27 protein-coding genes are annotated in these 25,321 nt (G+C 61.2%); 15 read left to right on the forward strand and 12 right to left on the reverse strand.

Going from position 1 to position 25,321, the window contains the following annotated elements:
- Nucleotide 1: 1 nt before the first annotated feature.
- Both flgG and flgF read right to left on the reverse strand, forming a co-directional pair.
- Nucleotides 2-787 carry a flagellar basal-body rod protein FlgG gene (gene flgG, locus ASD83_RS01620; RefSeq protein WP_056307320.1) on the reverse strand — a complete coding sequence of 262 codons (786 nt, stop codon included), beginning with the start codon at nt 785-787 and terminating at the stop codon, nt 2-4.
- Between the two features lie 15 nt (nt 788-802).
- A complete protein-coding gene (flgF, locus tag ASD83_RS01625) occupies nt 803-1,543 on the reverse strand; it encodes a flagellar basal-body rod protein FlgF (protein ID WP_244489077.1) in 741 nt (246 codons plus the stop codon).
- Between the two features lie 287 nt (nt 1,544-1,830).
- Here flgF and ASD83_RS01630 point away from each other — a divergent pair, with 287 nt between their 5' ends.
- The 5 genes from ASD83_RS01630 to ASD83_RS01650 all read left to right on the forward strand — a co-directional run bounded on the left by ASD83_RS01630 (nt 1,831) and on the right by ASD83_RS01650 (nt 8,532).
- Nucleotides 1,831-2,355, forward strand: coding sequence for a flagellar basal body-associated FliL family protein (locus tag ASD83_RS01630; RefSeq protein WP_056307323.1), 525 nt, complete (start codon nt 1,831-1,833; stop codon nt 2,353-2,355).
- On the forward strand, nt 2,355-3,521 hold the full coding sequence (gene fliM, locus ASD83_RS01635; RefSeq protein ID WP_056307325.1) for a flagellar motor switch protein FliM: 1,167 nt from the start codon (nt 2,355-2,357) through the stop codon (nt 3,519-3,521). Before ASD83_RS01630 ends, fliM begins: the two co-directional genes overlap by 1 nt.
- The gene (locus ASD83_RS01640) at nt 3,518-3,985 is read left to right on the forward strand and encodes a DUF6468 domain-containing protein (RefSeq protein WP_056307327.1); all 468 of its coding nucleotides are present in this window, start codon (nt 3,518-3,520) and stop codon (nt 3,983-3,985) included. The genes fliM and ASD83_RS01640 overlap by 4 nt, the downstream gene beginning before the upstream one ends.
- Nucleotides 3,982-4,980 (forward strand): MotE family protein, encoded by a 999-nt coding sequence (locus ASD83_RS01645; protein WP_056307328.1) that lies wholly within the window; start codon nt 3,982-3,984, stop codon nt 4,978-4,980. The genes ASD83_RS01640 and ASD83_RS01645 overlap by 4 nt, the downstream gene beginning before the upstream one ends.
- A gap of 207 nt (nt 4,981-5,187) precedes the next feature.
- The gene (locus ASD83_RS01650) at nt 5,188-8,532 is read left to right on the forward strand and encodes a tetratricopeptide repeat protein (RefSeq protein ID WP_156385685.1); all 3,345 of its coding nucleotides are present in this window, start codon (nt 5,188-5,190) and stop codon (nt 8,530-8,532) included.
- Nucleotides 8,533-8,654: 122 nt separating this feature from the next.
- Here the strand turns inward: ASD83_RS01650 and ASD83_RS01655 are convergent, their stop codons facing one another.
- The 3 genes from ASD83_RS01655 to ASD83_RS01665 all read right to left on the reverse strand — a co-directional run bounded on the left by ASD83_RS01655 (nt 8,655) and on the right by ASD83_RS01665 (nt 11,315).
- Nucleotides 8,655-9,713, reverse strand: a complete 1,059-nt coding sequence (locus ASD83_RS01655) for a hypothetical protein (protein WP_056307332.1) — start codon at nt 9,711-9,713, stop codon at nt 8,655-8,657.
- 191 nt (nt 9,714-9,904) lie between these two features.
- On the reverse strand, nt 9,905-10,696 hold the full coding sequence (gene fliP / locus ASD83_RS01660; RefSeq protein ID WP_056309781.1) for a flagellar type III secretion system pore protein FliP: 792 nt from the start codon (nt 10,694-10,696) through the stop codon (nt 9,905-9,907).
- Nucleotides 10,662-11,315, reverse strand: a complete 654-nt coding sequence (locus tag ASD83_RS01665; RefSeq protein ID WP_162249108.1) for a flagellar biosynthetic protein FliO — start codon at nt 11,313-11,315, stop codon at nt 10,662-10,664. Before ASD83_RS01665 ends, fliP begins: the two co-directional genes overlap by 35 nt.
- A 278-nt stretch (nt 11,316-11,593) precedes the next feature.
- On the opposite strand from ASD83_RS01665, the gene ASD83_RS01670 reads away from it, so the two are divergent.
- The 6 genes from ASD83_RS01670 to flhB all read left to right on the forward strand — a co-directional run bounded on the left by ASD83_RS01670 (nt 11,594) and on the right by flhB (nt 15,262).
- A complete protein-coding gene (locus tag ASD83_RS01670) occupies nt 11,594-12,001 on the forward strand; it encodes a flagellar basal body rod protein FlgB (protein ID WP_056307336.1) in 408 nt (135 codons plus the stop codon).
- Between the two features lie 17 nt (nt 12,002-12,018).
- Nucleotides 12,019-12,429, forward strand: coding sequence for a flagellar basal body rod protein FlgC (flgC, locus tag ASD83_RS01675; RefSeq protein WP_056307338.1), 411 nt, complete (start codon nt 12,019-12,021; stop codon nt 12,427-12,429).
- A 20-nt stretch (nt 12,430-12,449) separates the two neighbouring features.
- Nucleotides 12,450-12,944 (forward strand): flagellar hook-basal body complex protein FliE, encoded by a 495-nt coding sequence (locus ASD83_RS01680; protein WP_056307340.1) that lies wholly within the window; start codon nt 12,450-12,452, stop codon nt 12,942-12,944.
- A gap of 195 nt (nt 12,945-13,139) precedes the next feature.
- Nucleotides 13,140-13,406: a flagellar biosynthesis protein FliQ gene (gene fliQ, locus ASD83_RS01685; RefSeq protein ID WP_056307341.1), complete on the forward strand. Its 267-nt coding sequence runs from the start codon at nt 13,140-13,142 to the stop codon at nt 13,404-13,406.
- The gene (gene fliR / locus ASD83_RS01690; protein ID WP_056307343.1) at nt 13,406-14,176 is read left to right on the forward strand and encodes a flagellar biosynthetic protein FliR; all 771 of its coding nucleotides are present in this window, start codon (nt 13,406-13,408) and stop codon (nt 14,174-14,176) included. Before fliQ ends, fliR begins: the two co-directional genes overlap by 1 nt.
- Nucleotides 14,177-14,179: 3 nt before the next feature.
- Nucleotides 14,180-15,262, forward strand: coding sequence for a flagellar biosynthesis protein FlhB (gene flhB / locus ASD83_RS01695; RefSeq protein ID WP_056307345.1), 1,083 nt, complete (start codon nt 14,180-14,182; stop codon nt 15,260-15,262).
- On the opposite strand, the gene ASD83_RS01700 is transcribed toward flhB, so the two are convergent.
- Nucleotides 15,228-15,803 (reverse strand): AAA family ATPase, encoded by a 576-nt coding sequence (locus ASD83_RS01700; protein ID WP_056309783.1) that lies wholly within the window; start codon nt 15,801-15,803, stop codon nt 15,228-15,230. The two genes, flhB and ASD83_RS01700, sit on opposite strands and share 35 nt — an antisense overlap.
- Before the next feature lie 196 nt (nt 15,804-15,999).
- Here ASD83_RS01700 and cckA point away from each other — a divergent pair, with 196 nt between their 5' ends.
- Nucleotides 16,000-18,570 carry a cell cycle histidine kinase CckA gene (gene cckA / locus ASD83_RS01705; RefSeq protein ID WP_056307347.1) on the forward strand — a complete coding sequence of 857 codons (2,571 nt, stop codon included), beginning with the start codon at nt 16,000-16,002 and terminating at the stop codon, nt 18,568-18,570.
- 184 nt (nt 18,571-18,754) lie between these two features.
- The gene (locus ASD83_RS01710) at nt 18,755-19,150 is read left to right on the forward strand and encodes a DUF2237 family protein (RefSeq protein ID WP_244489078.1); all 396 of its coding nucleotides are present in this window, start codon (nt 18,755-18,757) and stop codon (nt 19,148-19,150) included.
- A gap of 4 nt (nt 19,151-19,154) precedes the next feature.
- Here ASD83_RS01710 and ASD83_RS01715 read toward each other — a convergent pair whose 3' ends face one another.
- The 6 genes from ASD83_RS01715 to araD1 form a co-directional block, all read right to left on the reverse strand.
- Nucleotides 19,155-19,799 (reverse strand): glutathione S-transferase family protein, encoded by a 645-nt coding sequence (locus ASD83_RS01715; RefSeq protein WP_056307351.1) that lies wholly within the window; start codon nt 19,797-19,799, stop codon nt 19,155-19,157.
- 8 nt (nt 19,800-19,807) lie between these two features.
- On the reverse strand, nt 19,808-20,071 hold the full coding sequence (locus tag ASD83_RS01720) for a hypothetical protein (RefSeq protein WP_156385686.1): 264 nt from the start codon (nt 20,069-20,071) through the stop codon (nt 19,808-19,810).
- A gap of 67 nt (nt 20,072-20,138) precedes the next feature.
- Complete coding sequence (locus tag ASD83_RS01725) at nt 20,139-20,636, reverse strand: SRPBCC domain-containing protein (protein ID WP_056307354.1); 498 nt, start codon at nt 20,634-20,636, stop codon at nt 20,139-20,141.
- A gap of 151 nt (nt 20,637-20,787) precedes the next feature.
- A complete protein-coding gene (locus ASD83_RS01730; RefSeq protein ID WP_056307356.1) occupies nt 20,788-21,141 on the reverse strand; it encodes an ArsR/SmtB family transcription factor in 354 nt (117 codons plus the stop codon).
- A gap of 57 nt (nt 21,142-21,198) precedes the next feature.
- A complete protein-coding gene (locus tag ASD83_RS01735; RefSeq protein WP_056307358.1) occupies nt 21,199-22,218 on the reverse strand; it encodes an aldo/keto reductase in 1,020 nt (339 codons plus the stop codon).
- A 75-nt stretch (nt 22,219-22,293) separates the two neighbouring features.
- On the reverse strand, nt 22,294-23,286 hold the full coding sequence (gene araD1 / locus ASD83_RS01740) for an AraD1 family protein (protein ID WP_056307360.1): 993 nt from the start codon (nt 23,284-23,286) through the stop codon (nt 22,294-22,296).
- Between the two features lie 277 nt (nt 23,287-23,563).
- Between araD1 and recA the strand changes: the two genes are divergently transcribed.
- Nucleotides 23,564-24,640 (forward strand): recombinase RecA, encoded by a 1,077-nt coding sequence (recA, locus tag ASD83_RS01745; protein ID WP_056307363.1) that lies wholly within the window; start codon nt 23,564-23,566, stop codon nt 24,638-24,640.
- Between the two features lie 133 nt (nt 24,641-24,773).
- On the forward strand, nt 24,774-25,118 hold the full coding sequence (locus tag ASD83_RS20560) for an endonuclease domain-containing protein (RefSeq protein ID WP_156385687.1): 345 nt from the start codon (nt 24,774-24,776) through the stop codon (nt 25,116-25,118).
- The last annotated feature ends 203 nt before the right edge of the window (nt 25,119-25,321 follow it).

A 25,321-nucleotide genomic window follows, 5' to 3' on the forward strand; every position in this document is an offset into this window, starting at 1 on the left:
ATCAGCGGAGCTGGCTTGTCGCCTGCATCATCTGGTCGGCGCCGGAGATGACGCGAGCGTTCATCTCGTAGGCGCGCTGAGCAGCGATCAGGTCGGCAATTTCAGTGACCGAGTTGACGTTGGCCATTTCCAGATAGTTCTGCATCAGGTTGCCATTGCCGTCGGTGTTTGCGACGCCGATCTGGGCGGGGCCGCTGGCGGGGGTTTCGAGGAACAGGTTGTCGCCCATCGATTCGAGGCCCGACTTGTTGACGAACCGTGCCATCTGGAGCTGGCCGAGCTGAACGGGCATGCCGGCAGTGCCCACAAAGGCTTCGACGGTACCATCGGGCGAGATCGACACGCCGGTCGCGTCGCCCGGAATGGTGATGCCGCCCGTGATCTCGTAGCCGCTCGAATTGACCAGCGTGCCATCGGGGCTACGCTCAAACGAGCCGTCGCGGGTATAGGCGGTGCGGCCATCCGGCAGGTTCACCATGAAGAAGCCTTCGCCGCGGATGGCGACGTCGAGCTCGCGCTCGGTCATGCTGACGCTGCCCTGGCTCATCACGCGGGGCGTTGCGACAGTGCGCACACCCGAACCGATTTCGAGGCCGGCCGGCACCAGCGTGCCCTGATCCGAGGTCTGCGACCCGGCGCGGGAAATCTGCTGGTAGAGCAGGTCTTCAAATTCGGCACGCTGGCGCTTGAAGCCCGGCGTACGCATGTTGGCGATATTGTTGGAGATGACTTCGACATTGCGTTCCTGCGCGCTCATGCCGGTCGATGCGATGTAAAGAGCTTTCATGGCGGGTCCTCAATGTCAGGCGGAAACGGAGCCGAGGCGCTTGATGGCATCGCGACGCATGTCGTCCTGCTTCTGGCCCAGCGAGGCGATGGATTCGTAGGCGCGGGTTACGCGGATCATTTCCGCCATTTCGGAGACGCCCGAGACGTTGGACTTTTCGGTAAAGCCCTGCAGCACGCGTGAATTGGTGGCCGCGATCGGTGTGCCGCCGGACATCAGGTTATTGCCTTCGCGAACGAGAGCCTGCTGCTCTTCGAATTCGACGATACGCAACCGGCCCTTGGCGCCGGCGCTGGAAGAGATCGAACCATCGGCACCGACGCGGATATCGCTCTCTTCAGGGCCAAACTGGATCTGGCCGCCTTCGCCTATGACGGGGTTGCCGGACAGGTCGACCAGCGTGCCTTCATTGTTGATCTGAAAAGCGCCACCGCGCGTCCAGCGTTCTCCGGCTGCCGTCTGCACCGCAAAGAAGCCGTCGCCGCTGATGGCGAGATCGAGGGGCGCATCGGTCTGAACCATGGCGCCGTCGGAGAAATCCTGGATGGTCGCCCAGTCCTGGACATAGGAAAGAGTACGATCGTCGCCCGAAAAATCGCCATGGGCCGCGACTGGCATCTTGTATTCTTCGAACAGAAGCTGTTCGGCCTTGAAGCCCGTCGTGTTGATGTTGGCTATGTTGTTCGCCACCATGTCCATGTGGCGCTGCAGCGCCATCTGTCGCGACAGGCCGATGAGTTGTGCGTTCTCGATCATCTCGATCCCCGGTTTCTTAAGTCCCCGAGATGGCCTGCTTCCCCAAGCCTGCCGCCTCGCTTCTCGAATTGCAGAAACCATGCCAGATGGACAATCTAAGCAAATTCAATTGGTTAGTGAGATTGCTGGGTTAATATTGCCGGGACGCATTCCGGCGTGGCGGCAATAACTGCCCGGCAGAACTTGCCGGGTTAGCCCCAAAAGTAACCAGTCGTTAACCAAGATGGCATTAGGTGGGCGTGGGGCCGGAATCGTCTGGTCTCAAGACTATCTCTTGCGGGGGCATTATGGCGACGGAAGCGGAAGTTGGCGGTGAAGCGCCAGCCAAGAAGGGCATCAACAAGCTCTTCATCATTATTGGTGCTGCGGCCCTCGTGGTACTTCTGGCAGGCGCCGGGCTCTTCTTCTTCATGTCCTCGGGTAGTTCCGCGCCAGCGGCTGATGCGCATGCCGCGCCAGCGGGTGAGCATGGTGCTGCTGCCGGTGAGCACGGGGCAGGGGCTGCCGATACCTTCATCTTCAATCTCGAACCGATGATGGTGAACCTGCAAAGCGTCGACGGCGTGCAGAATTACATGAAGCTCACCGTGGCGCTCGAAGTCGCCAATGAATCCATGATGACCGAAATCCAGCCGCGGCTCGCCAAGGTGGTCGATGCCTTCCAGGTCTATATGCGCGAATTGCGCAAATCCGATCTCGAAGGTTCGGCCGGCGTCTATCGCCTCAAGGAAGAGCTGCTGCGCCGCGTCAATCTCGCGGTCTACCCGGCGCGCATCGAAAGCATTCTCTTCAAAGAAATCCTGGTGCAGTGATGGCTGGTCCTTCCGATCAAGACAAACTCTCGGAAGACTGGGGCCTCGATACGATCGATGCCGCAACCTCTTCCTTCGATATTCCCGGCGAAGACGGCGGTGAAGAAGATTGGGCGGCCATGCTCAAGGCCAGCCAGGATGCAGCTGCCGATGGCGGTGTCGATCGTGTGCTCAATCAGGACGAGATCGACAATCTTCTCGGCTTTGATGCTGCCACATCAAGCAATGTCGAGCTGAGCGGCGTCCAGGCGCTGATCAACAACGCGCTCGTCAGCTACGAGCGTCTGCCGATGCTCGAAATCGTCTTCGACCGCCTTGTGCGTCTGGCGACGACTTCGCTGCGTAACTTTACATCCGACAATGTGGAAGTCTCGCTCGACTCTATCTCGTCGGTCCGCTTCGGCGACTATCTCAATTCCATCCCGCTGCCGGCCATTCTTTCGGTCATCAAGGCAGAGGAATGGGAGAACTATGGTCTCCTCACTGTCGACTCCAGCCTCATCTATTCGATGATCGACGTGCTGCTCGGCGGCCGTCGCAGTGGCGTCACCGTGCGCATCGAGGGCCGTCCCTATACGACCATCGAACAGGCCCTGGCCCAGCGCCTTATCGAGGTGATCCTCGAAGACACCAAGCGCGCCTTCGAGCCGGTCACGCAGATCAATTTCAAGCTCGAGCGCATGGAAACCAATCCGCGCTTCGCCGCCATTTCCCGGCCGAACAATGCCGCGATCCTGATCGAACTGCGCATCGAAATGGACGATCGCGGCGGCAAGGTCGAAATTCTTCTGCCCTACGCCACCATCGAGCCCATCCGCGAACAGCTGTTGCAGATGTTCATGGGTGAAAAATTCGGCCGCGACCCGATTTGGGAAGGGCATCTGGCGACCGAAATCTATCAGGCCGACGTCGAGATCGACGCGGTCCTCCACGAACAGGAACTGCCGCTATCGCGTCTTCTGGCGCTCAATGTCGGGGATACCGTGATGTTCGAGCGTTCGCCGAGCGATCCGGTCCTGCTGCGCTGCGGCGATGTCGAACTGACCGAGGCCATTATGGGCCATATCGGAAATTACGTTTCAGTGCGGGTCACCCGCCCCCTCAATCCGCCCAAGGTCACTATGGCGGCGTTTGAGGCTATTGATGAATCTATGGAAGGTCGATGATGTTGGGTTTGTCGATGGGATTGTTCGTTGAAGCTGCGGTCGCTGTGCTCATGGCGCTTACCCTGGGCTATTGCGTTATTCTCAACCGCCGCCTGGCACACCTTCATGCCGACCGCGAAGCACTTAAGCTGATGGTGGGCGATCTGGTGACGGCCACCAACCTTGCCAATCAGGCGATCAAGGAACTGAAGTCCACCGCCGTCGAAGCGGACATGACCCTGAGCTCCCGCCTTGAGGAAGCCGAGCGCTTCGGCATCGAGCTGGCCAACCACATCAATTCCGGCGCGGCCATGATGCAGCGCATCGTGCGCCTCACCAATGTCGCTCGCCAGCACCCTGTGCTCGCCACGCCCACTCAGGCGGCCGAGCAGGCTGACCGCATGGACGGCAAGCAACCCAACAAGGTCCGCGCCGCGCTCGAACAGCTTTCGACGCGCGTCAGTAATCGTGGAGTTGCCGCGTGAACCGGATTCGCCTGCTCCCTGTCGTCATCCTCGTGGTGGCGGCCCTTCTGGTCCTCAAGACCGTGGGTCTTGTGACCCAGGGGCACTATGCTCTCTCGGGCGTCACCCCGGCCATTGCGGCCGGTGGTGGTGGCGGCGAGGCTGCGGGCGGCCATGGCGGCGGCGCAGCAGCGCCCGCCGCAATCACAACCTTGCAGCAGCCGACGCTTTCGGATGCGGCTCCCACCATGGGCGATACGGCCCCTACAATCGGCCAACCGGCCGTAGCCGAGGCCGGAGACCACGGCGCGGCGCCCGCGCCCGCGCCCGAAGGTCAGGCTGTAGAGGTCGCCGAAGCCAATGTCGAAGGCGCTCCGTCCGGCGGCGAACATGGCGGCAGCAATAGCGTCGCCGATTTCAACGCCTGCGCGCCGCGCCCTGTTGGGGAATCCCAGGGTGGCCAACTCACAGTGGTAGGGGGCGATTGCCCGCCGCAGGTTGACGCCGTGCCGAAATTGTCGACGCCCACCGGCACTGTCGATATCGGCGGGGGCGATCCGACGCTCACCGAGCAGGTCCTCCTCGACCGTCTCGCTGCGCGCCGCACCGAACTTGAAACCTACGAGCAGGAACTGGCCCTGCGCGCTTCGCTCATCGACGCCGCCGAAAAGCGCGCCAACGAACGGACCGCCACCCTCCAGGCTCTCGAAGGTCAGATCGCCACCCTCGTCGAAGAGCGCAAGAAGCTCGAGGAGGAGCAGTTCACCTCCATCGTCTCCATGTACCAGACGATGAAGCCCAAGGACGCTGCCGGCATCTTCAACCAGCTCGAGATCGATATTCTGGTGCGCGTCGCCAAGATGATGTCGCCTCGCAAGATGGCGCCTATTCTGGCGGCCATGGACACGGCCCGGGCGCAGGAGTTGACGGTGCGACTCGCCTCCGAGACTTCGGAGAATCCCGAAGAGATGCGAGCGGCAGATATCGCGGCCCTGCCGCAGATCGTCGGGCAGTAGTTCGACCCCGAAGCCCGCAACCTTGAAATTGCGGGCTTTTTTCTTGGTCCTTGCCAAATAATCGTGGCCGTGGAGGCTCTTCCATCCCCTCCGCGTAATCGGACGTTAAGCATGCCCGATTAGGTTTGTGCCTAGTCTTTATGTCGTTGGTCTTTTCCGCATGCTGCGGGGTGCCAGCACTGCGTCGGGCAGGTGGAAGTCGTGAAAATGACCAGCAAACAGGGTTGGCTGAAGCCGCGGAATATTCTTGCCGCGGCATTGCTGTCGGTCAGCCTCTTGTCAGTTTCGGTCGCCATGGGTCAGGAACAGGCGCAGTTCTTCGCCACCCAGGAAGACGGCTACGGGCGTCTGGTCGTCAGCTTCCCCGATCGCGATACGATGCCTGCTTATGCCATGCGCATGAGCAATGGGGTCCTGTCGCTCGAATTTGAGGAGCCGGTTTCCCTCGTCCTCCCCGACGTCGCTTCGATCATGCCCGAATATCTGTCCGTGGCGCGGCTCGATCCGGCCGGCAAGGGCCTCCGCATCGGTCTTCGCACCACACTCAATTTCAACCGCACCGAAGCGGGTACCAAGCTGTTCATCGATCTCCTGCCGCCCGATTGGCAGGGCTCGCCGCCGGCCCTGCCGCAGGATGTTCTCGATGAAATGGCCGAAAAGGCCGAGCGCATCGCGCTGCGCGACGACCAGAAGCGCAAGGCGCAGGTCGTGGCCGAGCAGAAGCCTGTCGCCAGCCTCCGCATTGGTCGCAATCCGACCTTCATGCGCCTGCAATTCGACTGGACCATCCCAACTGGCGGTGCATTCGATTTCTCCGACGAGCACGGCCGCCTCGACTTCGAATGGCCGGTCAATATCGACCTGCGCGAATTACTGACCGATCTCCCCTCCGAGATCGTCTCGGTAAAAAATACCGTCACCCTTGATGGCAGCGCCGTCGAGATGGAGTTCGGCCGCGGCGTCGTCCCGCGTTTCTATTCGACCGGGCCAAACCAATATGTCCTCGATATCGACATGGACGGCGTTGGCCTGCCCGAATTTTCCGCTGCCGCGCTAGCCAGCGAAGCGCCGGCTGCCGAACCCGCCGCGACCGGAGAGGAGCCCGTCGCGCAGGCTGGCAGTGATCTGACCGCGACCGATCCTGCAAAGATCACGCCCTTCGTCACGACGCTGGGCAGCACCGTGCGCGTCGTCTTTCCCTTCGTGCAGGAAACGCCCTCGGCCATTTTCCGCCGGGGCGATTCCGTGTGGCTGGTCTTTGACACCCACAGCGCCATCCAGCTTCCCGAAGACCTCGAAAAGCTCTCGGCTGTTTCGAGCGAATTCGTCGTCACCACCGTCGATGACGCGCAGGTTGTCCGCATCGACCTAGCGCGGGATCGGCTGGCCACGGTCGGCTCGGAAGGCCAGGCCTGGGTGCTCTCGCTCGGCGACGTCATGATGGCGCCGACCGAACCCATGGAACTGACCCGCCGCCGCGACATGCGCGGCGACTTTGAAATGACTGCCAACATGATCCGTCCGGGTCGCGTTCACGACTTTCAGGATCCGCTGGTCGGCGATCATCTCAGCGTCATCACCGCCTATCCGCCCGCCCGTGGCATTACCCGCTCGCTCGACTATGTGGATTTTACCGCCATGCAGAGCGTCCATGGCCTCGTCATTCGCCCCAAGGCCGACAACCTTGACGTGGCGCTCGAAAATGCCCTCGCGGTCATTACCTCGGACGAGGGGCTTGAAGTGTCGTCCACCGACACGCTGCGGCAGGACTTGCCCCTGTCTGCGCCCACGCAGCGCGCCAGCTTCATCGATTTCGAGCCGTTGCAGCAGCCCAATTTTGCGCTCTTTGCCAAGCAGCGCGACGAGTTGCAGGCCACCGCCGCTGCCAGCGATGGACGGGCACGCGATACGGCCCGGCTCGATCTCGCCAATTTCCTGATCGCCAACGGCCTCTCCTATGAAGCGCTTGGCATCCTGCGGGTGATCAGCGAAACGCAGCGCAACGATGAAATGCTCGCCAAGGTTCAGATGAGCGAAGCTGTCGCCAATATCCTGGCCGGCCGTCCCAAAGACGCGCTGATGCGCCTCAATGGCTCGGGCATGGACCAGGATGTCGATGCGATGTTCTGGCGCGCCATTGCCCGCTCCGAGAATGGCGATTATCGCGGCGCCCGCGCCGACGCGATCCAGGCCTATTCCATCATCGGCAGCTACCCATCCTGGGCGCGCGAAACCTTCCTCCTCGCCGCCACCCGCGCTGCCGTCGAAGAGCATTATGCCGATCAGGCGCAGGAAATGATCGGCGACGTGGTTTTCGCCGCGCTCAATCCCGACCAGGTTGCCGAATTCAGCTTGCTCTCCGGCCGTATTGCCGAGGAACAGGGCCGTTTGGATGCAGCGATCGACATGTATGGCCAGACCATCGCCACCGAAATCCGCCCGGCCCGCGCCGAAGCGGTTTTCCGCACCCTCGGCATTCTCGACCAGCAGAAGCGGCTCGACGTAGTGCGTGGCGCCCAGACCCTTGCCGCCGAAGCGCTGCTCTGGCGCGGCGATGCGCTCGGGGCCAATATGCAGGGCATGCTGTCCGATCTCTATTTCCGCACCGGCGAATATCGCCAGGGTTTTGAATCGGTCATGGCCGCCGTCGCCAGCAATCCCGAAAGCCGCGATGTGCAGGCCCTCAGCGATCATGCCCAGCGCATGTTCAACGACCTGTTCCTCAATGGCCTGGCCGATTCCGTCGATCCCATCCAGGCGCTCGGGATCTACTACGATTTCCGCCAGCTGACGCCGCCGGGCGCCCGCGGCGACGAAATGATCCGCAACCTGGCGCGCCGCCTCGTGCGCGTCGATCTGCTGCCGCAGGCTGCCGAATTGCTGCAATATCAGCTCGACAATCGCCTCCGCGGCGTGGCGCGCACCGAAGTCGCCTCCGACCTCGCCGTCATTTACCTGGCCGAACACAAGCCGGCCGAGGCCATGCGCGTGCTCAACGATACGCGCCTGCCGGATCTTTCGGGCACGCTCGCCCGCCAGCGCCGCATTCTCGAAGCCCGTGCCCTCCTCGACGGCGGCCGCGACCAGCTCGCGCTCGACCTCGTGCGCGATCTCACCGGCCAGGATGTCGAACTCATGCGCATCGATGCCCACTGGCAGGCCAAGCGCTACGCCCAGGCCGGTCAGTTCATCGAGACCCTTTACGGCACCACGCCTGCCGGTGTGCCGCTCACCAAGGCCGCCCGCATGGGCATCCTGCAAGCCGGCGTCGGCTACGCCCTCTCCAACGACGCAGCCGGCCTCGCCCGTCTCCGCGCCAAATATTCCGACGCCATGGTCAACTCGCCGGAATGGCCGATGTTCGACTACATCACCGGCCCGATCGAAGTGACCAGCAACCAGTTCCGCCAGGTCGCCTCCCAAATCGCCGCCGTAGATGGCCTCGAAACCTTCCTCGCGGCCTATCGCGAAGTCTACGAAAGCCAAGGCGCCCTGACGCCGATATCGGCCACGGACGAGGGTGGCGGGTCAGTGGCATCGCTGAGCGAGTAGGGGGGGATGGTTGGCGGTGTGCGCGAGGCGTGATTTTCAGCCACGCTTTCCCAGGAAGGCCCTCGGCACGTTCTGGTGAATTTTGAACATGCCGAAGGCGACCATTCCCACCTTCCCTCTCTTTAATTAGTCAGACAGGGCAACACGTCCTCGTCAAAATACGGCTTCTGATCCACCCAAAACATGTAATTGACCTTGAGAAAGTCCGCCGCAAAAGCGTGCAGGGCCGGAACAAGGTTTTTTCGATCCTTCACGATCCGATCAGATCCGGTTTCACCGATATAGTTTCCGTCCTGAACCGCGATGCCGAGCGGCACGGCATACTGGCCTTCGTGCATCATAGCGAGGGCGTGGTTAAGCTGACCCTTTTTGGTGAACATGAGGTCCGGCGCGCCAAGGCCAACCCCGATCTCATTGCCGTATTCATAGATGCCGCGCAGGTAACCTTCGTCCTCGAATGGCAACCACTCGCCTGGCATGAAGTTGGCATAGACCATTGTCGTCGTGTCGGGAAAGGCCGCCTTGAGGGCCCGCATATTGGTCTTGATCGCATCCGCGTAGCGATCAGGGGTAAAGGTAGGATCGGTGTCCTGGGAAACGCCGATCGCCGTTTCCTGAAGATTGATACCTTCGATCGTCCCGTTGAATTCTTGGCCCAATGCCGTAAGCAGCGCCGCAAAGCGCGCCTGCACCTTGTCATTCCATCGCTTGGCGACCCAACCTTCTACTGCGCCGTCCTCGGAATATTGTTCGACCGCCCCACCACCATACTCGCCGCTTAACATATATTCGGGAACGGCCTTGTAGTTGGGCGAAAACGAAGCGTCCTGCAGCTGGACAAAGAGCTTTTTTCCGCTGGCCGCCAGGTAGTCGACATCGGCTTTGATAGCCGAAAAATCATACTGATTTTCGGCAGGTTCAAGGTCACGCCAGGAGTACATGATCTGGGCACCTGCAAATCGGGCGTTCCCCAGCAAGGCGTGACCATGGATCAACTCGCGATCGCGGCTGAAATATACAAAGTTCTTTATCTCATCGGCCGCAATCGGGCATTCAGCGGCCATGTACTGCCTGTGGGCGTCGATATAGCGGTCGGCCGGATTGTCCCACGCATGCGCAGGCGAGGAGGCGATGGCGATGGTGCTGACGAGAAAGAGTGCTAGGGCGTAGTTTGGTTTCATGGTTCCTTTTCCACCCCGAAACTGGGTAAAAATAAGGCCGCGATTTTGGAGGTCTATCTCGCTGTCCCAGCCGAACTGCGGCCCGAGATCTGCGCCCAGAAGGCGAAATCCTGCCTGCTTGCCAAAAGCACTTGTTCCAAAGCCGCCAGTCTCTTTCTCACCCTGGTCGCCCTCGCTCCTAACGCCCCGCCCTAACTCACAAAACTTCGCACCAACGACCCAACGACCAGATACCAACCATCCACAAGCACGAAGAAAATCAGCTTGAAGGGCAGGGAGATCACGACCGGTGGCAGCATCATCATGCCCATGCTCATCAGCACCGAGGCGACAACCATGTCGATGATCACAAACGGCAAAAACAGCAAGAATCCGATTTCGAAGGCGCGGCGCAGTTCGGAAATCAGGAAGGCCGGAATAAGCAGTTGCAGCGGAATGGCTTCCGGCTCGGCGGGAACTTCTGCTTCGGTCAGGTCGTAGAACAGCGACAGGTCCTGCTCGCGCACATTGGCGCGCATGAAGGCGTGGAGCGGCGCCACGGTGGGCTCGAAAGCCTCGGAAATCTCGATTTCGCCGGCCAGCAGCGGCGCGATGCCGTTATTGTAGCTCTGCTCCAGCGTCGGCTGCATGATGAAGAAGGTAAGGAACAGCGCCAGCGAGATCATCACCGAGTTGGGTGGCGCCGTCTGGAGGCCAATGGCCGTGCGGAGCAGCGAGAGCACAACCACGATGCGCGTAAAACTCGTCACCATCACAAGGATGGATGGCGCCAGCGACAGGATGGTGAGAAGGCCGATAAGCTGGATGGCGCGTTCGGCCAAGGCCGTGTCGTCGCCAAAGCCGATGGACAGTTCCTGGGCTTGGGCCACGCTGATGCCGGCAAGCGTCAGGCCTGCCGCTATCCCAAGTCCGATCAGGGCGCGCTTCTTGAGGCGCGCCCGCGCAGCACTAGTTTCGGTTGTTGTCGCCCTGCGCTTCGTGATCACGCGTTACGCTTTCGTTAACCGCTCGTTCTGCGTCTTCTGTAGCTGAGTCGGTCTCGGTCGCGGGCGAAATGTCCGGCTTATACCCGGCTGGCAGCGCCTCCTGCGCCGGGACGGGGCGCAGGAGGCCCGTGTGGCGCAGCGAGCGGCCGGGCGCCTGATCGCGCGCCTTGTTGGCCTCGCGGGCGCGGTCGATAACGGCGCCCGGGCCGGCGACGGTGGTTGCCGCGGCCGGGGCAGGCTTGGTTTCGACGGGCTTGGCATCATTGCCGGCCTTGCGGCCGATCATCGGCACGGGGCGGCGCGTCGTCTGCGCCGCGGGCGGCTCGGGCGGCACGATGCCGGATTCTACCACCAGGTCCTGATTGCCACCGGTGAGGATCAGATGCTCGACATTGTCGCGCCTGATGATGAGCAATTGGCGCTTCTGATCGACCACCAGGCTGTCCACAATGGCGAGGCGCTTGTTGCGGCCCCGCACGGCATTGCCCGATACGCGAAACAGCAGTTTTAGCAGCCACACGCCCAAGAGGATGAGGACGATGACGGCGCCGAGGGCGAAGAGTGCGGTCAGGTAGGTATTGCCGCTTCCGCCGAAGAGGCTGGTGATGAACTGCACTGATTCTAACTCCTGAGCATGCCCCCGAAAATGGTCGCCGGTTTCGGGCAAAGGCATGCGTAACAACAAAAGGGTAAAGCGTGGAGTGCGAATCGTTAGGGGATCGCGACGCGCTTTAGAGTGGCCACCCGACTCTGTCGGGCATTTTCTGCCCAGTCAAATCAGGCAATCATGCAGAATGCGAGGCATTTTAGGACAGTATGGGTGCGCTATTAACGGTTCTTTAACCCTGATTGGGCAGGTTTTGCCTATCTGACTTGGACTCGGGAGTAGTCGCGATGGGGTTGCTGGACATGCCGGTCTTTTCGGCGCTGACGGACAAGATGCGCTGGCATCAGGCCCGTCAGGGTCTATTGGCCGAAAACGTCGCCAATGCGGACAATCCTGGCTTCAAGGGACGCGACCTGAAGCAATACAATTTCGAAGACCGTTTCAGCGTCGTCCAGGCACCTGTCGTTAGCACGGCGACGACGCAGCCCCGGCACTTTTCGACCTCTATCGGCGGCGGCAACAGTTTTACCGACGATAAAATGGTCAATTTCGAGATCACGCCAAAGGGAAACGGCATCACGCTCGAAGACGAGATGATGAAGGTCACGACCAATATGATGGACTATCAGGCCGCGACCTCCCTCTACCAGAAATCGGTCAAGATATTGAAGACCGCACTCGGCAAGACCGCATAAGGGAAGGGCCCTAATCCATGGATTTCAATACCTCAATCGGCATTGCCGCCACGGGACTGCACGCACAGTCGGCCCGCATGCGCGTCATCGCCGAAAATATCGCCAACGCTGATTCCACCGCCTCGACGCCGGGCGGCGATCCCTACCGCCGCCGCGTTCCCACCTTTGAAACGGTGATGAACAACGAGCTCGGCGGCCGCGTCGTCACCATGGGCAAGCTGGCCTATGACCAGAGCGACTTCAACAATCGCTACGAGCCCGGCCATCCGGCCGCCGATGCGAAAGGTTACGTTCAATACCCCAACGTCAACACACTGATCGAGACGATGGATATGCGCGAGGCCCAGCGCAGTTATGAGGCCAATCTCAACGTCGTTTCCGTCACTCGTCAGATGCTCGGGCAAACGCTCGACATCCTGCGCGGCTAACGGTTCTGGGGGCAATTATCGTGGCGTCAACACCATTCAATATCGCAGCAGCGGCCTATGGCAATGCCAGCCGCCTCGCATCGCAGCTCAGCCGTCCCGAGGCGGAAGCCGCCATCGCCGGCGTTGCCGGCGGTCCAAACTTCGCGCAGATGCTGGCCCAGTCGGTCCAGTCCGTGACCGAAAGCGGCCGCGCCGCCGATCCAACCGCCATCGCCACGCTCAGCGACGCGGCAACCCGCATGCTGACCCAGGCCTCGATGCCGGGCGCCCAGCTCGGCACCAATCCGGGCAATGGGGGCAATGACTTCGCCGCCATGCTGGCCCAGTCGGTCCAGGGCGTCGTCGATCAGGGCAAGCATTCGGACCAGATGGCCATCGACATGGTCAACGGCAAGGCGAACGTCGTCGATATGGTCACCGCCATGTCGCAGACCGAATTTGCCATCGACAGCATCGTGACCATCCGCGACCGCGTGATCCAGTCCTATGAATCGATCATGAGCATGCCGATCTAAGGCGCCGGATACGATCTGACGCCATCCCCCTCTCGATGTCACCCCGGCGAAGGCCGGGGCCCATCTTGAGATCCGGGGATGGGCCCGGCCTTCGCCGGGGTGACATCGGTTAGTTGTGAGGCGCTCCGGCTTAGAATTCGCTGCCTATTCAGGAATCAGTTACCATTTGCGCGTGACCGCAAAGGAAATTGAGTCGTGACCGGCGCCGAAGTGCTCGACATTGCCAATCAGGGCATCTGGACGCTGATCATCGTGTCCTTGCCGATGATGCTCGTCGGCCTTATCGTCGGCGTGGTCATTGCGCTGTTTCAGGCGCTGACGCAGATTCAGGAACAGACCCTGGTCTTCGTTCCGAAAATCATCGCCATTTTCATCACCATGCTGCTGACGCTGCCGTTCCTCGGCGCAACCATGTCCACCTACATGTCGCGGGTCATCGACATGATCATCGTCGGCGGCTGATGTTGACGCTCAACCTCGACTGGGCACCCGCGGCGGCCTTTACCTATCTGATCCTCTTCGCGCGCATCGGCGCCATGCTGATGCTGCTGCCGGCCTTGGGCGAAGATACGATTCCGGCCCGCCTGCGTCTCGCGTTCGGCTTGATGTTCACCTTCGTGCTCTATCCGCTGCTTTCCACCATCATGCCCCCAATGCCCCAGGATATTCCGGGCATGGTGGCGTTGCTTTTCCATGAGCTTGCGGTCGGTCTCATCATCGGCGGCATCGTGCGCATCACCACCATGGCCACCCAGATTGCCGGCGCCGTCGTTGCCTTTCAGGCCGGTCTTTCCGGCGCCATGGCGGCCGATCCGACACAGCAGGGCATGCAGAGCGCGGTTTTTACCAGCTTCCTGTCGTTCCTCGGCATCACGCTGATCTTTGCCACCGACCTCCATCACATGGCGTTGGCGGCGATCTATGACAGTTATGACGTGTTTTCGCCGACCATGCCGATCATGTCGGAAGATGCAATGCAACTGGCGCTGAAAACGGTCGCCGGCGCCTTTTCCGTGGGCGTGCAGATGTCCGCCCCGTTCATCGTTTTCGGCCTGGTCTTCAACCTCGGCGCCGGCATTCTGTCGCGCCTGATGCCCCAATTGCAGGTCTATTTCATTCTCATGCCCGCCAATATCCTGGCCGGGCTGCTGCTGTTCGCGCTTTTGCTCATGATGATGATGGGGTGGTATCTCTCCGCCTTCGAAAATCATCTGGCCATGTGGCGGGGGTAGTCGATGTCAGAAGCCCCCGAGCAAGACAGCAAAACAGAAGACCCCTCCCAAAAGAAGCTTGAGGAAGCGCACAAGAAAGGCGACGTCGCCAAAAGCCAGGAGGTCACCACCTGGTTCATGCTGATCGGCACGACCATCGTCTTCGCCTCGATGGCACCCTGGGTGTCCTTGCAGATCAGCAATCCCCTGCAGGTCATCATGATGAATGCCGATCGCTTCGACGTTGAAGGAGCGGGCTTTTCGGCCTTTTTCAATGGCCTCGCCTTCGCCATGATCGGCGCGGTGCTTGCCCCGCTCGCCGTCCTCTATGTCTGCGGCATTCTCGCCAATCTGGTGCAGCATAAGCCGCTGTTCTCGGCCGAGCCGGTCACGCCGAAACTCTCGAAAATTTCCCCGATCGCGGGAGCAAAGCGCCTCTTTTCCACCGATGCCCTGGTCAATTTCGGCAAGGGCCTCATAAAGATCGCCGTGGTCGGCATCGTCGTCGTCATGGTGGTCTGGCCCGAGCGCGACCGCCTCGACACCATGATGACGGCCGACCCCATCATTATCCTGATGGATTTTCAGGAGCTGGGGGTGAAAATCCTCACCGCCGTGCTCATCGTCGTCACCTTCATCGCCGCCGCCGACTACTTTTACACCCGCCAGAAATGGTGGAAGCGGCAGATGATGACGGTTCAGGAAACGCGCGACGAATATAAGCAGATGGAAGGCGACCCGCATGTGAAGGGCCGCATTCGTCAGCTGCGTCAGGAAAAAGCCCGCAAGCGCATGATGCAGGCGGTGCCCGACGCCACCGTGGTCGTCACCAACCCGACGCACTATGCCGTCGCGCTCAAATACGACAAGGGCATGGGCGCCCCGCGCTGCGTCGCCAAGGGCGCCGATGCCGTCGCGTTGCGCATCCGCGCCGTCGCCAAGGAAAACGAGGTGCCGATCATCGAGAACCCGCCTTTGGCGCGCGCGCTGTTTGCCGCCGTCGATGTCGATCAGGATATTCCCGCCGATCACTACAAGGCCGTCGCCGAAATCATCGGCTTCGTCATGCGCCTCAAGCACGGCCAAAGCTGGAAGGCGCGGCAGTAAAGGCGTTTCGCAAGTGCCCGAGGTGCCCTAGCACGAAGTCGGCCCGCGCGGTGACCGACACTTTCGGCAGTTCCACCACGTCATAGCCGAGCGCGGGATAGTCCCGCAGCAGCCGCTCATATTCCTCGATCGCGGCATCGAGCCCATGCTGGCGCTCCGCGTCCTGCTGGTAGATTTCCGGCCAGGGCGGGGTCAAAAACACTTTGGTATTGAACCGCCATTGCCCGGCAAACTGCCGCAAGACCGGCTCGCCTGTTATCTCGCCCAATCCCGAAGCCGCATCGAGCAATCCCCGGTCGAAGAAAACCCGGCCGGGCAGGGCGCTCGCCCGCTCCAGATCTTCGAGCGACAGCGCGATGGCCTCGCGCAGGAATGCGTGGGCATCGATCCAGGGCAGTGCCTTGCCGTCTCCAGCGAGTTCCGCCGCGACGATGCGCCGCCCCGGCTCCTTGATTACCGAAAAGCCCCGGCGCGCCAGTTCTTCGAGCAGCGTTGATTTTCCGCCGCCCGAACAGCCTGAAATGATGGTGAAGCGATCGATTTTCCCTCTCCTCTCGTACAAATGGCGTGTGCAAGTCGCCTTCGGGCCGGTCTCGGGTGTTAAAAACCGCCTTCGCACTCCCATGGCGGCGACCCATTTGATAGACCAGTGGGAGTGTCCCGAATCGGGGCAGGTTGGGGACCCGCCGGCATTCAGTTGAATGAAGATTGGTCCCAGCGCTGGAGTTTTTCGACCCATGGCAACGACCCCGCTCGGCGAGGACAATTACCCCGATCCGCTGGTTGCTTCGCCCCGGGGCGGAGCCGGTCTCTGGCGCGTCGCCGCGCTTGGCCTCGTCATCATCGGCGCTGCCGCCACCTTTGCTCTTTTCGGCGATCGTCTGCCGCCCGAAGTGGTGATGATTTTTGTCGGCCTTCTGGCCGTGGCCGGGGTGTTTTTCCTCTTCGGTCTTGCTGCGGGCCTGTTCCGCTTCGCCGCCGCCGAAGAGCGCCGCACCATTGCCCGGGCTCTGGTCGATACGGTCGTCCGCGGCATCGTCGTTGCCGATCGCGACGGCAAGATCGCCTATGCCAATGCCCATTATGGCACGTTTGCCGGCGCGCTCAACAATGGCGTCCCCGTCAGCGTGCCGCGGCTCTTTTCCGGCCAGGCCGATGCCGGTGAGGCCATGTACCGGTTGACCCGCGCTGCCAAGGATGGCCGCAACGCCATCGAGGATGTCCGCATCGTCGGCGGCCTCGGCGGCTCGCAGACCGAAACCAACCGCGCTTTCTGGTATCGCGTCGCCGTGCGCCCGCTCCCCCAGACCGATGAAACCAGCAAGCCCGTCGTTGCCTGGACCGTCGAAGACATCACGCGTGACCGCGAAAACAACGAGACCGCCTTCCTCGATCTGCAACGCGCCATCGATTATCTCGACCATTCCCCCGCCGGCTTTTTCTCGGCCGATGCGCAGGGCCGCATTCAATATCTCAATTCGACCCTCGCCGATTGGCTGGGCTACGACCTCGCCGAATTCAATGCCGGCCACCTCAGCCTTGGCGATGTCGTGCGCGGCGATGGCGCGACCCTCCTCATGCGTGGCCGCCGCGATGGCGAGATCACCACCGAGATCATCGATATCGACCTCGTGCGCCGCAACGGCACCGCGCTGCCGGTCCGCCTGTTGCACCGCGCCGCCCGCCTTGCCGATGGCGAATTGGGCGAAACCCGCACCCTCGTCCTCGATCGCTCCAGTGCGCCCGAAAACGAGGAAGAACTGCGCGCCGCCGAAGTCCGCTTCTCGCGCTTTTTCAACGACACGCCCTTTGCCATCGCCACCCTCGACGGCGAAGGCCGCATCGTGCGCACCAATGCGCCCTTCGGCCGCATCTTCCGCTGGTCCGGCGAGGAAAAGAGCCTCGAACTCCAGCCGCTGCACGATCTCATCGGCGAAGGCAGCCGCGACAAGCTCGGCAAAGCACTCCTCGACGCCACAGCCCAGCGCACCGAGGTCGAGCCGGTCGATGCCCTCCTCAGCGTCGAAGGCGACCACGCCGTTCGCCTTTATATTTCCGCCTCCGAAGTCAGCGCCGGCTCGCCCGAGCAGGTCAATGTCTATGCTCTCGACATGACCGATCAGCGCAAACTCGAAGCCCAGTTCGCCCAGAGCCAGAAAATGCAGGCCGTCGGCCAGCTTGCCGGTGGCGTCGCGCACGATTTCAACAATCTGCTGACCGCCATCATCGGCTTCTCCGATCTCTTGTTGCTCAAGCACAAGCCGGGCGATCCCTCGTTCTCCGAGCTCATGCAGATCAAGCAGAATGCCAATCGCGCCGCTGGCCTCACCCGTCAGCTGCTGGCCTTCTCGCGCCGCCAGACCCTCCGCCCGCAGGTCCTCGAACTGCCGCTGATCGTCGATGATCTGACGGTGCTCCTCAAGCGCATGATCGGCGAGAAGAACCAGCTTTCGGTCGAACATGGCCGCAATATCTGGCCCGTCCGCGCCGACGTGGTGCAGCTCGAACAGGTCATCATCAATCTCGTCGTCAATGCCCGCGACGCCATGCCCGATGGCGGTTCGATCACCGTGCGCACCAGCAATGTCACCGAGGACGATACCCGCGAACTCAAGTTCGAGGGCATGGTCCCGGCCGACTATGTGCTGATCGACGTGCAGGATACCGGCACCGGCATGTCACCCGAAATCATGGCCAAGATTTTCGAGCCCTTCTTCACCACCAAGGAACTGGGCAAGGGCACGGGCCTCGGCCTTTCCACCGTCTACGGCATCGTCAAGCAGACCGAAGGCTTCATCTACCCGGTCTCGGTCCTCGGCGTCGGCACTACCTTCAAGATCTTCCTGCCGCGCTATGTTCCGACGGCTGAAGAAACCGCCGCCAAGACCATCGCTGCCGCCGCGCCCGCCAAGGACCTCACCGGCCACGAACGCATCCTTCTCGTTGAAGACGAGGAAAGCGTCAGGGCCTTCTCCGCCCGGGCTCTGCGCACGACCGGCTATGAAGTGTTCGAGGCCGATGGCGGCGAGGAAGCGCTCGAAGTGCTCGAAGACCTCGATTACAAGGTCGATCTCATCATTTCCGACGTGGTCATGCCCGAAATGGACGGCCCGACCATGCTCAAGGTCATTCGCGACAAGATGACGAATTTGAAGATCATCTTCGTCTCCGGCTACGCCGAAGAAAGCGTCCGCCGCGACATCGAGGACGACCAGAGCGTCGATTTCCTGCCAAAGCCCTATTCGCTCGACCAGATCAACTCCAAGGTCAAGGAAGTGCTCCAGCGCCAGGACAAGCTGGACGGGTAGGGTTTTGCCCCCTCGCTCCCAGTAGCCCTCATCCTGAGACGCGAAGCGTAGCGTAGCCTCGAAGGGCGAGGGCGTGGCACCGGGCCGCGTGGTCGGAAGCTCCACTTGCCACGTGCCTTTCCCAAGGGCTCCTGTGCTATGGTACTGGTCGATCGCAGATAATACGACTTCCCAGGAGCCTGCAGTGACCACTCAGCCCAATTTGGAAGGCTCCGAGGAATACAACGTCCTCGGCGAACTGCTGCAGCCCTGTTCCGACGATCCCCTGACCGGCTTCTTCCGCTCGGGCTATTGCGCCGCCGGTCCTGAAAACGCGGCAGTCCACATCATCTGCATCGAGGCGACGGCCGACTTCCTCGCTTTCTCGAAATCGGTCGGCAACGATCTTTCGACCCCGCGCCCGGAATTCGCCTTTCCCGGCGTCGTGCCCGGCAATCGCTGGTGCCTCGTTGCCGTCCGCTGGCTGCAAGCCCATGAAGCCGGCCGGGCCCCGCGCATCTATCTGCGCGCCACGAACCGCAAGGTTCTGGACCTGGTTCCCATTGAAATTCTAAAAGGTTACGCGCTGGACTTAAACTGACGTATCAGTCCGTTACCCGCAATTCCTCATACGACACCATCACATGCTCGCGAAACGCAACCCTCTGCGTCAGCGCCTGATAATAGCGCTCGATATTGGGCCAGTCCGGCCGCACAATGTCGATATCGAAGTAGCGATAGAGCACGTGACCGAATTGAATATCGGCAAGGCTTAGCGCCGGCCCGGCCAGAAAGGCATGCCGGTCCAGTTGCGCTTCAGCAATCGCCAGAATGGCGTTGAGCTTACCCAGCGCCGCATCGATGCCGGCCTGATCCCGCTTCGACGGCGCGGTCCGGACCACGCGCCAGAACACCGGCCCGGTGAATGACAGCGTGACATTGATCTTGGCCCATTCGGCCCATTGATCGATCGGCGCCCGCTCTGCCGGATCGCTCGGCCAGAAGTCCGGCGCCCCATAGCGCGCCGCGAGATAGCGCAGAATGGCTCCCGTTTCCCAGATCGGCTCCCCGATCCCATCCTGCAGCACCGGCACGGTGCCATTGGGGTTCATCGCCAGGAATTCCGGCGTATCATTGCCGCCAAAGCGATGGCCCACATCGTGGCGCTCATAGGCAAGCCCGAACTCGCCGATGCACCACATCAGCGCCTGAACGTTAGACGAGGTTTTGCGTCCCCAGACTGTCAGCATCGCACGCCCTAAAAGTGCCCGTTGCGGTAGTCCATGATGGTCACGGCAATCGCATAGCCGATCCAGAGCAAAAGCCCCAGCGAGATAAGCACCGCCAATTCGGACGGATTTCCGCTCTGGAACTCTTCAAACACGCTCGGCCGGCGGTTCATGAAGCGGCCCGGCCGATAGAAGAGATAGATGGCCGAACTCACCAGAACGAGCACGAGTTGAAGCGGCCCGCGCACCGGCGGATCGTACAAGTAGTGCAGGGGATCAAACAGCTTCCGCATGTCCTCGGCCTCCAGGCGCTTCATAGCATTGGAAGAGACCAGGCCTCATGCGGAATGCGTCTGAGGGTTAACGCGGCGCTGTCTGTTCGTCCGCCAGCAATCGGTCGAGGCCCTTGAAGCTGAATTCCATCCCCTCGGCCATGCCGGTCGAAACGACCAGGTCGCGATGCGCCATGGACGCGTAGGTGAGGCTGTTGACTACCAGCGTGCCGTGATCTTTCAGCCGAAATTCCAGTTCCGAACGGTAAGGCGGGCCCATCTCGCCGGCCTCGAACCGCTCCTCGGCATCGATATAGCGGATCGCATCGATGGCTGTGATATTTCCATCGACCGCCAGATACCCGCTGTCCGGTCCGTGCCATTCGAACCGATAGCCGCCGCCCGCCCGCGCGTCATAGGTGCAGACCGGCATGGTCCAGCCATCCGGCCCGGTCAACCAGCGCCGGATCAGGCTCGGTTGCGTATAGCAGGCATAAACGAGATGCGGCGGGGCGACGAAAGCCCGCGAGATCACCAATTGCGTATCGCTCGGCGAGGTCACCGAAAGCGGATCACCAAACTGCATCTTACTCTCCCTGTCTCTCACGCCTGTCCCGCAAACCGATACCCACTTTCGACGCTCGAACTGACGCAAAAGTAGACCTCATGGTGAGGTGCGAAGCGCAGCGTAGCCTCGAACCACGAGGGCGTGCCCGAATGACTTATGTCAACGGGCCCTAGTTCTTCCCCGCGAGCTTTTCGAGCTGCTGCAATTCCTCCAGCAGATCGTCGAGCCGCTCGAATTGCGCCTGCCAATATTTACGGTATTCGATCAGCCAGCCTGTCACCTCGGCCAGCGGCTGCGCTTCAAGATGCACCGGACGCTTTTGCGCATCGCGCCCGCGCGAGACGAGACCGGCCTTTTCCAGAACCTTGAGATGCTTGGAAATCGCCGGCTGGCTCATGGCGAATGGCTCGGCGAGATCCATGACCGTCACATCGCCCTCGCGCGCCAGTCGCGCCAGGATAGCCCGGCGCGTCGGATCGGAAAGGGCGTGAAAGGTTGCGTCCAGCCGCGTGGCATCGGCCATTCAAGTGCTCCTCTACAAAACTATTTGGTTATGTATAGCGGAGCTATTTGCGTCGCGTCAAGCGGTGCCGCCGGGAATAGGCGTGCCTTCCGCCAGCAGGCCCTTTGCCGCCAGGGTGGTCCAGAGTTCATCCGGAATTTTCGCGTCCCACCAGGCGAGAATGCCATCCAGCTCCTCGGGCGAGCGCGGTCCGGGCAGCACATTGCAGACTGCGGGATGGGTCAGCGGAAACTGCAAGGCCGCCGCCGGCAGCGGCACGCCGAATTCCCTGCATACCGCCTCGATGGCCCGCACGCGCGCCACCACATCATCCGGCGCCTTGGCATAGTTGAACTTGTCGCCACCAACCAGAATGCCGGAATTGAACGGCCCGCCAACCACCACCGAGGCCTTGCGCTCGATGCAGGTGGTCATGAATGGGGTCAGTGCGGTTTGTTCCAGGAGCGTATAGCGCCCGGCGAGCAGGAACACATCCCAATCACCCAACGCAAAGGCGTCCATCAACACCTGCCACTCATTGACGCCGAGACCGATAGCCCCGATCTCGCCGCTGTCGCGCAGTTCGCGCAGGGCCTTGTAGCCGCCAGCCGCCAGTTGCGCCCAGAGCGGCTTGTTGCCCTCGGCGCCATGGGTCGCGGTGCCGATATCGTGCACATAGAGAATGTCGATCTTTTCGAGCCCCAGCCGCTGCCGGCTGTCCTCGAAAGAGCGCATCACGCCATCATAGCTATAGTCATATTGCTGATCGAAGGGCAGGGGATCGACCCAATTGCCCTTGTCCTGCGTCGCCGGATCGACCGGGCGCAACAGCCGCCCCACCTTGGACGACAGCACCGGCCGCACCGGCGCCTCGCGCAGCGCGTCGCCCACCAGATGCTCGGAGCGCCCGAGACCATATTGCGGCGCCGTATCGACATAGTTGATGCCCATATCGAGTGCATGCCGCACCGTTGCCCGCGCCTGGTCTGCCGGTACGCCGGTAAAAATGCCGGCCAGCGAAGCGCAACCCAGCCCCAGCGTCGTGACCTCGAGTGCGGTCTCGCCGATCGGGCGCTTTTCGAAAGTACGGGTGGTCATGCGCGGGCTCCTCAATTCGCGGCAAACTAACTGACATGTTAGTTGCAGCGAGTAAAGGCGCCCGCGCCACCGACCTTAGTAGAGGCCGTTGATCACAACCGGCTTTTCGTCTTCCACATGCACCGGATTGCGCAGCGGCAGGCCGAACTGGCTTTCCTCGATCTCGAAAACGTCGCTTTCCCTGGTCGAAATGCCGTCGGCAAAGCTCAGCGTCGCCGTGCCGAAGCAGTGCACATGCACATCGCCCGGCTGGCAGAAGAGGTCATATTTGAAGTGGTGATATTCGAGATTGGCGATGGTGTGGCTCATATTGTCCTCGCCCGAGAGGAACGGCTTTTCCCAAAGCACTTTCCCATCGCGAACAATGCGCGACACGCCTTCGATATGGTTCGGCAGATCGCCCACGCGCAGTTCCGGTCCGAACGAACAAGCCCGCAGCTTGGAATGCGCCAGGTACAGATAATTGATCCGCTCGGTCACGTGATCGGAAAATTCATTGGCCAGCGCAAAGCCGAGGCGCCGCGGCTGTCCATTGGCATCGATCAGATAAATGCCGGCGATCTCGGGCTCTTCGCCCGCGTCGAGCGCAAAGGACGGGGAGGGGATCGGCTGGCCCGGATTGGCGACGATATGGCCGTTGCCCTTGTAGAACCATTCGGGCTGCACGCCCTTTTCGCCGCCCTTCGGCTTGCCGTTTTCCAGTCCCATGCGGAACATTTTCATGCTGTCGGTCAGTTCGCCCGCCGGCTTGTCGCCATTGGCCTTGTGCATGGCGTCACGCGTTGCGGCCGAACCAAGATGGGTCAGGCCCGTGCCGGTCACATGGAGATGGGTCGGATCGGGATGGTCGATCGGCGACAGCAGCCGTCCCTCGGCCAGCAAGGCCGCCTTGTCGACGATAGCGCCAAGCCCGCGTGCGGCAACCGCGGCAGCAAGCCCGCCGCCGCTCAGCGCTGCCTGCGCAAGCTCGTAGACGCTCGCCACGCCCTGCACCTGGCGGGTTTCCCCGTTCTGGGTCACGGCCACGGCGCGCGCGCCATTGGCGTCGAAATACTGGATAAGGTGCATGACTTTCCTTGCCTCCTGGGGCCTTCTCAGCGGCTTGGCGGCATAAAACGCAACCGGCCTCACCCTGTCCAGTCAAAAATCATACTTTTGCGAGTCGTCGTCTCCGTGTGCCGTAGAATCAGCATAAGGGAGGGAGGACGTCAATTGCAATGTTCTCTTTTTGTCCCTTGACAGGGCGAAAACAAAATGAGAACAAAATAAGCACAATGAATGGACATTGATCTCTCGACCCGCTGCGTTGCGTGGCCTTCGAGAGCGTGAAATAAGGAGAGAAATTATGGCTAGCTCGCCGCTTCGCGTTGTTGAGGGTGGATCGATGGATAAGGACAAGGCTCTTGCTGCGGCGCTGAGCCAGATTGAGCGCAATTTCGGCAAGGGCTCGATCATGCGCCTTGGCGAGGCCTCCTCGATCGAGGTGGAATCGATTTCGACGGGTTCGCTGGGCCTCGATATCGCGCTTGGCATCGGCGGCCTGCCCAAGGGCCGTATCGTTGAGATTTTCGGGCCGGAAAGCTCGGGCAAGACGACGCTGGCGCTGCATGTCATTGCCGAAGCGCAAAAGGCGGGCGGCATCTGCGCCTTTGTCGATGCCGAACATGCGCTCGACCCGATCTATGCGCGCAAGCTCGGCGTCAATGTCGATGACCTTCTTATTTCCCAGCCCGATGCTGGCGAACAGGCGCTCGAAATCACTGATACACTGGTCCGCTCTGGCGCCATCGACGTTCTTGTCGTCGACTCGGTTGCAGCGCTCACCCCGCGCGCCGAACTCGAGGGCGAAATGGGCGATGCGCTTCCAGGTCTGCAGGCACGCCTGATGAGCCAGGCCATGCGCAAGCTGACCTCGTCGATTTCCAAGTCAAAATGCCTCGTCATCTTCATCAACCAGATCCGCATGAAGATCGGCGTGATGTACGGCTCGCCGGAAACGACGACCGGCGGCAATGCGCTCAAGTTTTACGCCTCGGTCCGCCTCGACATCCGCCGCATCGGCGCGCTCAAGGATCGTGAAGAGATCGTGGGCAACCAGACCCGCGTAAAAGTGGTCAAGAACAAGCTTGCTCCGCCGTTCCGCCAGGTCGAATTCGACATCATGTATGGCGAAGGCATTTCCAAGACCGGCGAATTGCTCGATCTCGGCGTCAAATCCGGTATTGTCGATAAGTCAGGCGCCTGGTTCTCTTGGGATAGCCAGCGCCTTGGCCAGGGCCGTGAAAACGCCCGCCAGTTCCTCAAGGACAATCCCGAGATCGCCAACACGATCGAGCAAGGGGTCCGCGAAAGCTCCGGCCTCCTCGGCGAAGTCCTTCTCGTTGCCGGCGGCGGTGACGACGACGCATCCAGCGACGAATAACCTCTGCCGATCCCATGCAATCTCTCGACCCTCGCCAAAAGCGGGGGTCTTTTTGTAGATTTGGTTATGCACTGAAAGGTCGTCTAACGCCTTTCTCCCCTCTTGTGGAGAAGAGGTGAGGGTGGAGGTGTCAGTGACCATCGAACGTTCGCGGCAGCTTCGGAAATCAATGCCGGGACCGGAAGCGAAGCTTTGGTCCTTCCTCAGAGAATTGCGGACGCAAGGTCATCACTTCCGCCGGCAGGTTCAAATCGGTCCATACTACGTGGACTTCCTCTGCCACGGCTCAAAACTTGTCATTGAAGTTGATGGCGACACTCATTTTGTGGGCGGTGCCCAGGCATATGATGCGCGTCGCGATCAGCGAATTGCTGCTGATGGTTTTCGAGTTGTCAGGTTCACCAATTACGAAGTGACGGCAAATCTGGATGGAGTGATGGAAGCTATTATTTCCGCGCTTGCCGCCCCCCACCCTTGATCCCTCCCCACAAGGGGGAGGGAGACGAAAGAGCCGTTAGTCGCGCGGGGATTTCTGAGGTTGACGCGGGAAGAAAGCCCATCGCCTCCCTCCCCCTTGTGGGGAGGGATCAAGGGTGGGGGTACGGTATGCACGGTCGCTCTGGCTCCCGCCCACTTTCTCCCACCGCAATATTGCCGCAAAGCTGGACACTTCGGCGTTTT

Origin of the sequence: Devosia sp. Root685, from assembly GCF_001427875.1 — a bacterium.
Taxonomy (GTDB): domain Bacteria; phylum Pseudomonadota; class Alphaproteobacteria; order Rhizobiales; family Devosiaceae; genus Devosia.

What these genes read in the sequence shown, in the direction of transcription:
- flgG (WP_056307320.1), bottom strand. Translation starts at nt 787, where the DNA reads ATGAAAGCTCTTTACATCGCATCGACCGGCATGAGCGCGCAGGAACGC.
- flgF (WP_244489077.1), bottom strand. Translation starts at nt 1,543, where the DNA reads ATGATCGAGAACGCACAACTCATCGGCCTGTCGCGACAGATGGCGCTG.
- ASD83_RS01630 (WP_056307323.1), top strand. Translation starts at nt 1,831, where the DNA reads ATGGCGACGGAAGCGGAAGTTGGCGGTGAAGCGCCAGCCAAGAAGGGC.
- fliM (WP_056307325.1), top strand. Translation starts at nt 2,355, where the DNA reads ATGGCTGGTCCTTCCGATCAAGACAAACTCTCGGAAGACTGGGGCCTC.
- ASD83_RS01640 (WP_056307327.1), top strand. Translation starts at nt 3,518, where the DNA reads ATGATGTTGGGTTTGTCGATGGGATTGTTCGTTGAAGCTGCGGTCGCT.
- ASD83_RS01650 (WP_156385685.1), top strand. Translation starts at nt 5,188, where the DNA reads ATGACCAGCAAACAGGGTTGGCTGAAGCCGCGGAATATTCTTGCCGCG.
- ASD83_RS01655 (WP_056307332.1), bottom strand. Translation starts at nt 9,713, where the DNA reads ATGAAACCAAACTACGCCCTAGCACTCTTTCTCGTCAGCACCATCGCC.
- ASD83_RS01670 (WP_056307336.1), top strand. Translation starts at nt 11,594, where the DNA reads ATGGGGTTGCTGGACATGCCGGTCTTTTCGGCGCTGACGGACAAGATG.
- flgC (WP_056307338.1), top strand. Translation starts at nt 12,019, where the DNA reads ATGGATTTCAATACCTCAATCGGCATTGCCGCCACGGGACTGCACGCA.
- fliR (WP_056307343.1), top strand. Translation starts at nt 13,406, where the DNA reads ATGTTGACGCTCAACCTCGACTGGGCACCCGCGGCGGCCTTTACCTAT.
- flhB (WP_056307345.1), top strand. Translation starts at nt 14,180, where the DNA reads ATGTCAGAAGCCCCCGAGCAAGACAGCAAAACAGAAGACCCCTCCCAA.
- cckA (WP_056307347.1), top strand. Translation starts at nt 16,000, where the DNA reads ATGGCAACGACCCCGCTCGGCGAGGACAATTACCCCGATCCGCTGGTT.
- ASD83_RS01715 (WP_056307351.1), bottom strand. Translation starts at nt 19,799, where the DNA reads ATGCTGACAGTCTGGGGACGCAAAACCTCGTCTAACGTTCAGGCGCTG.
- ASD83_RS01720 (WP_156385686.1), bottom strand. Translation starts at nt 20,071, where the DNA reads ATGCGGAAGCTGTTTGATCCCCTGCACTACTTGTACGATCCGCCGGTG.
- ASD83_RS01725 (WP_056307354.1), bottom strand. Translation starts at nt 20,636, where the DNA reads ATGCAGTTTGGTGATCCGCTTTCGGTGACCTCGCCGAGCGATACGCAA.
- ASD83_RS01730 (WP_056307356.1), bottom strand. Translation starts at nt 21,141, where the DNA reads ATGGCCGATGCCACGCGGCTGGACGCAACCTTTCACGCCCTTTCCGAT.
- ASD83_RS01735 (WP_056307358.1), bottom strand. Translation starts at nt 22,218, where the DNA reads ATGACCACCCGTACTTTCGAAAAGCGCCCGATCGGCGAGACCGCACTC.
- araD1 (WP_056307360.1), bottom strand. Translation starts at nt 23,286, where the DNA reads ATGCACCTTATCCAGTATTTCGACGCCAATGGCGCGCGCGCCGTGGCC.
- recA (WP_056307363.1), top strand. Translation starts at nt 23,564, where the DNA reads ATGGCTAGCTCGCCGCTTCGCGTTGTTGAGGGTGGATCGATGGATAAG.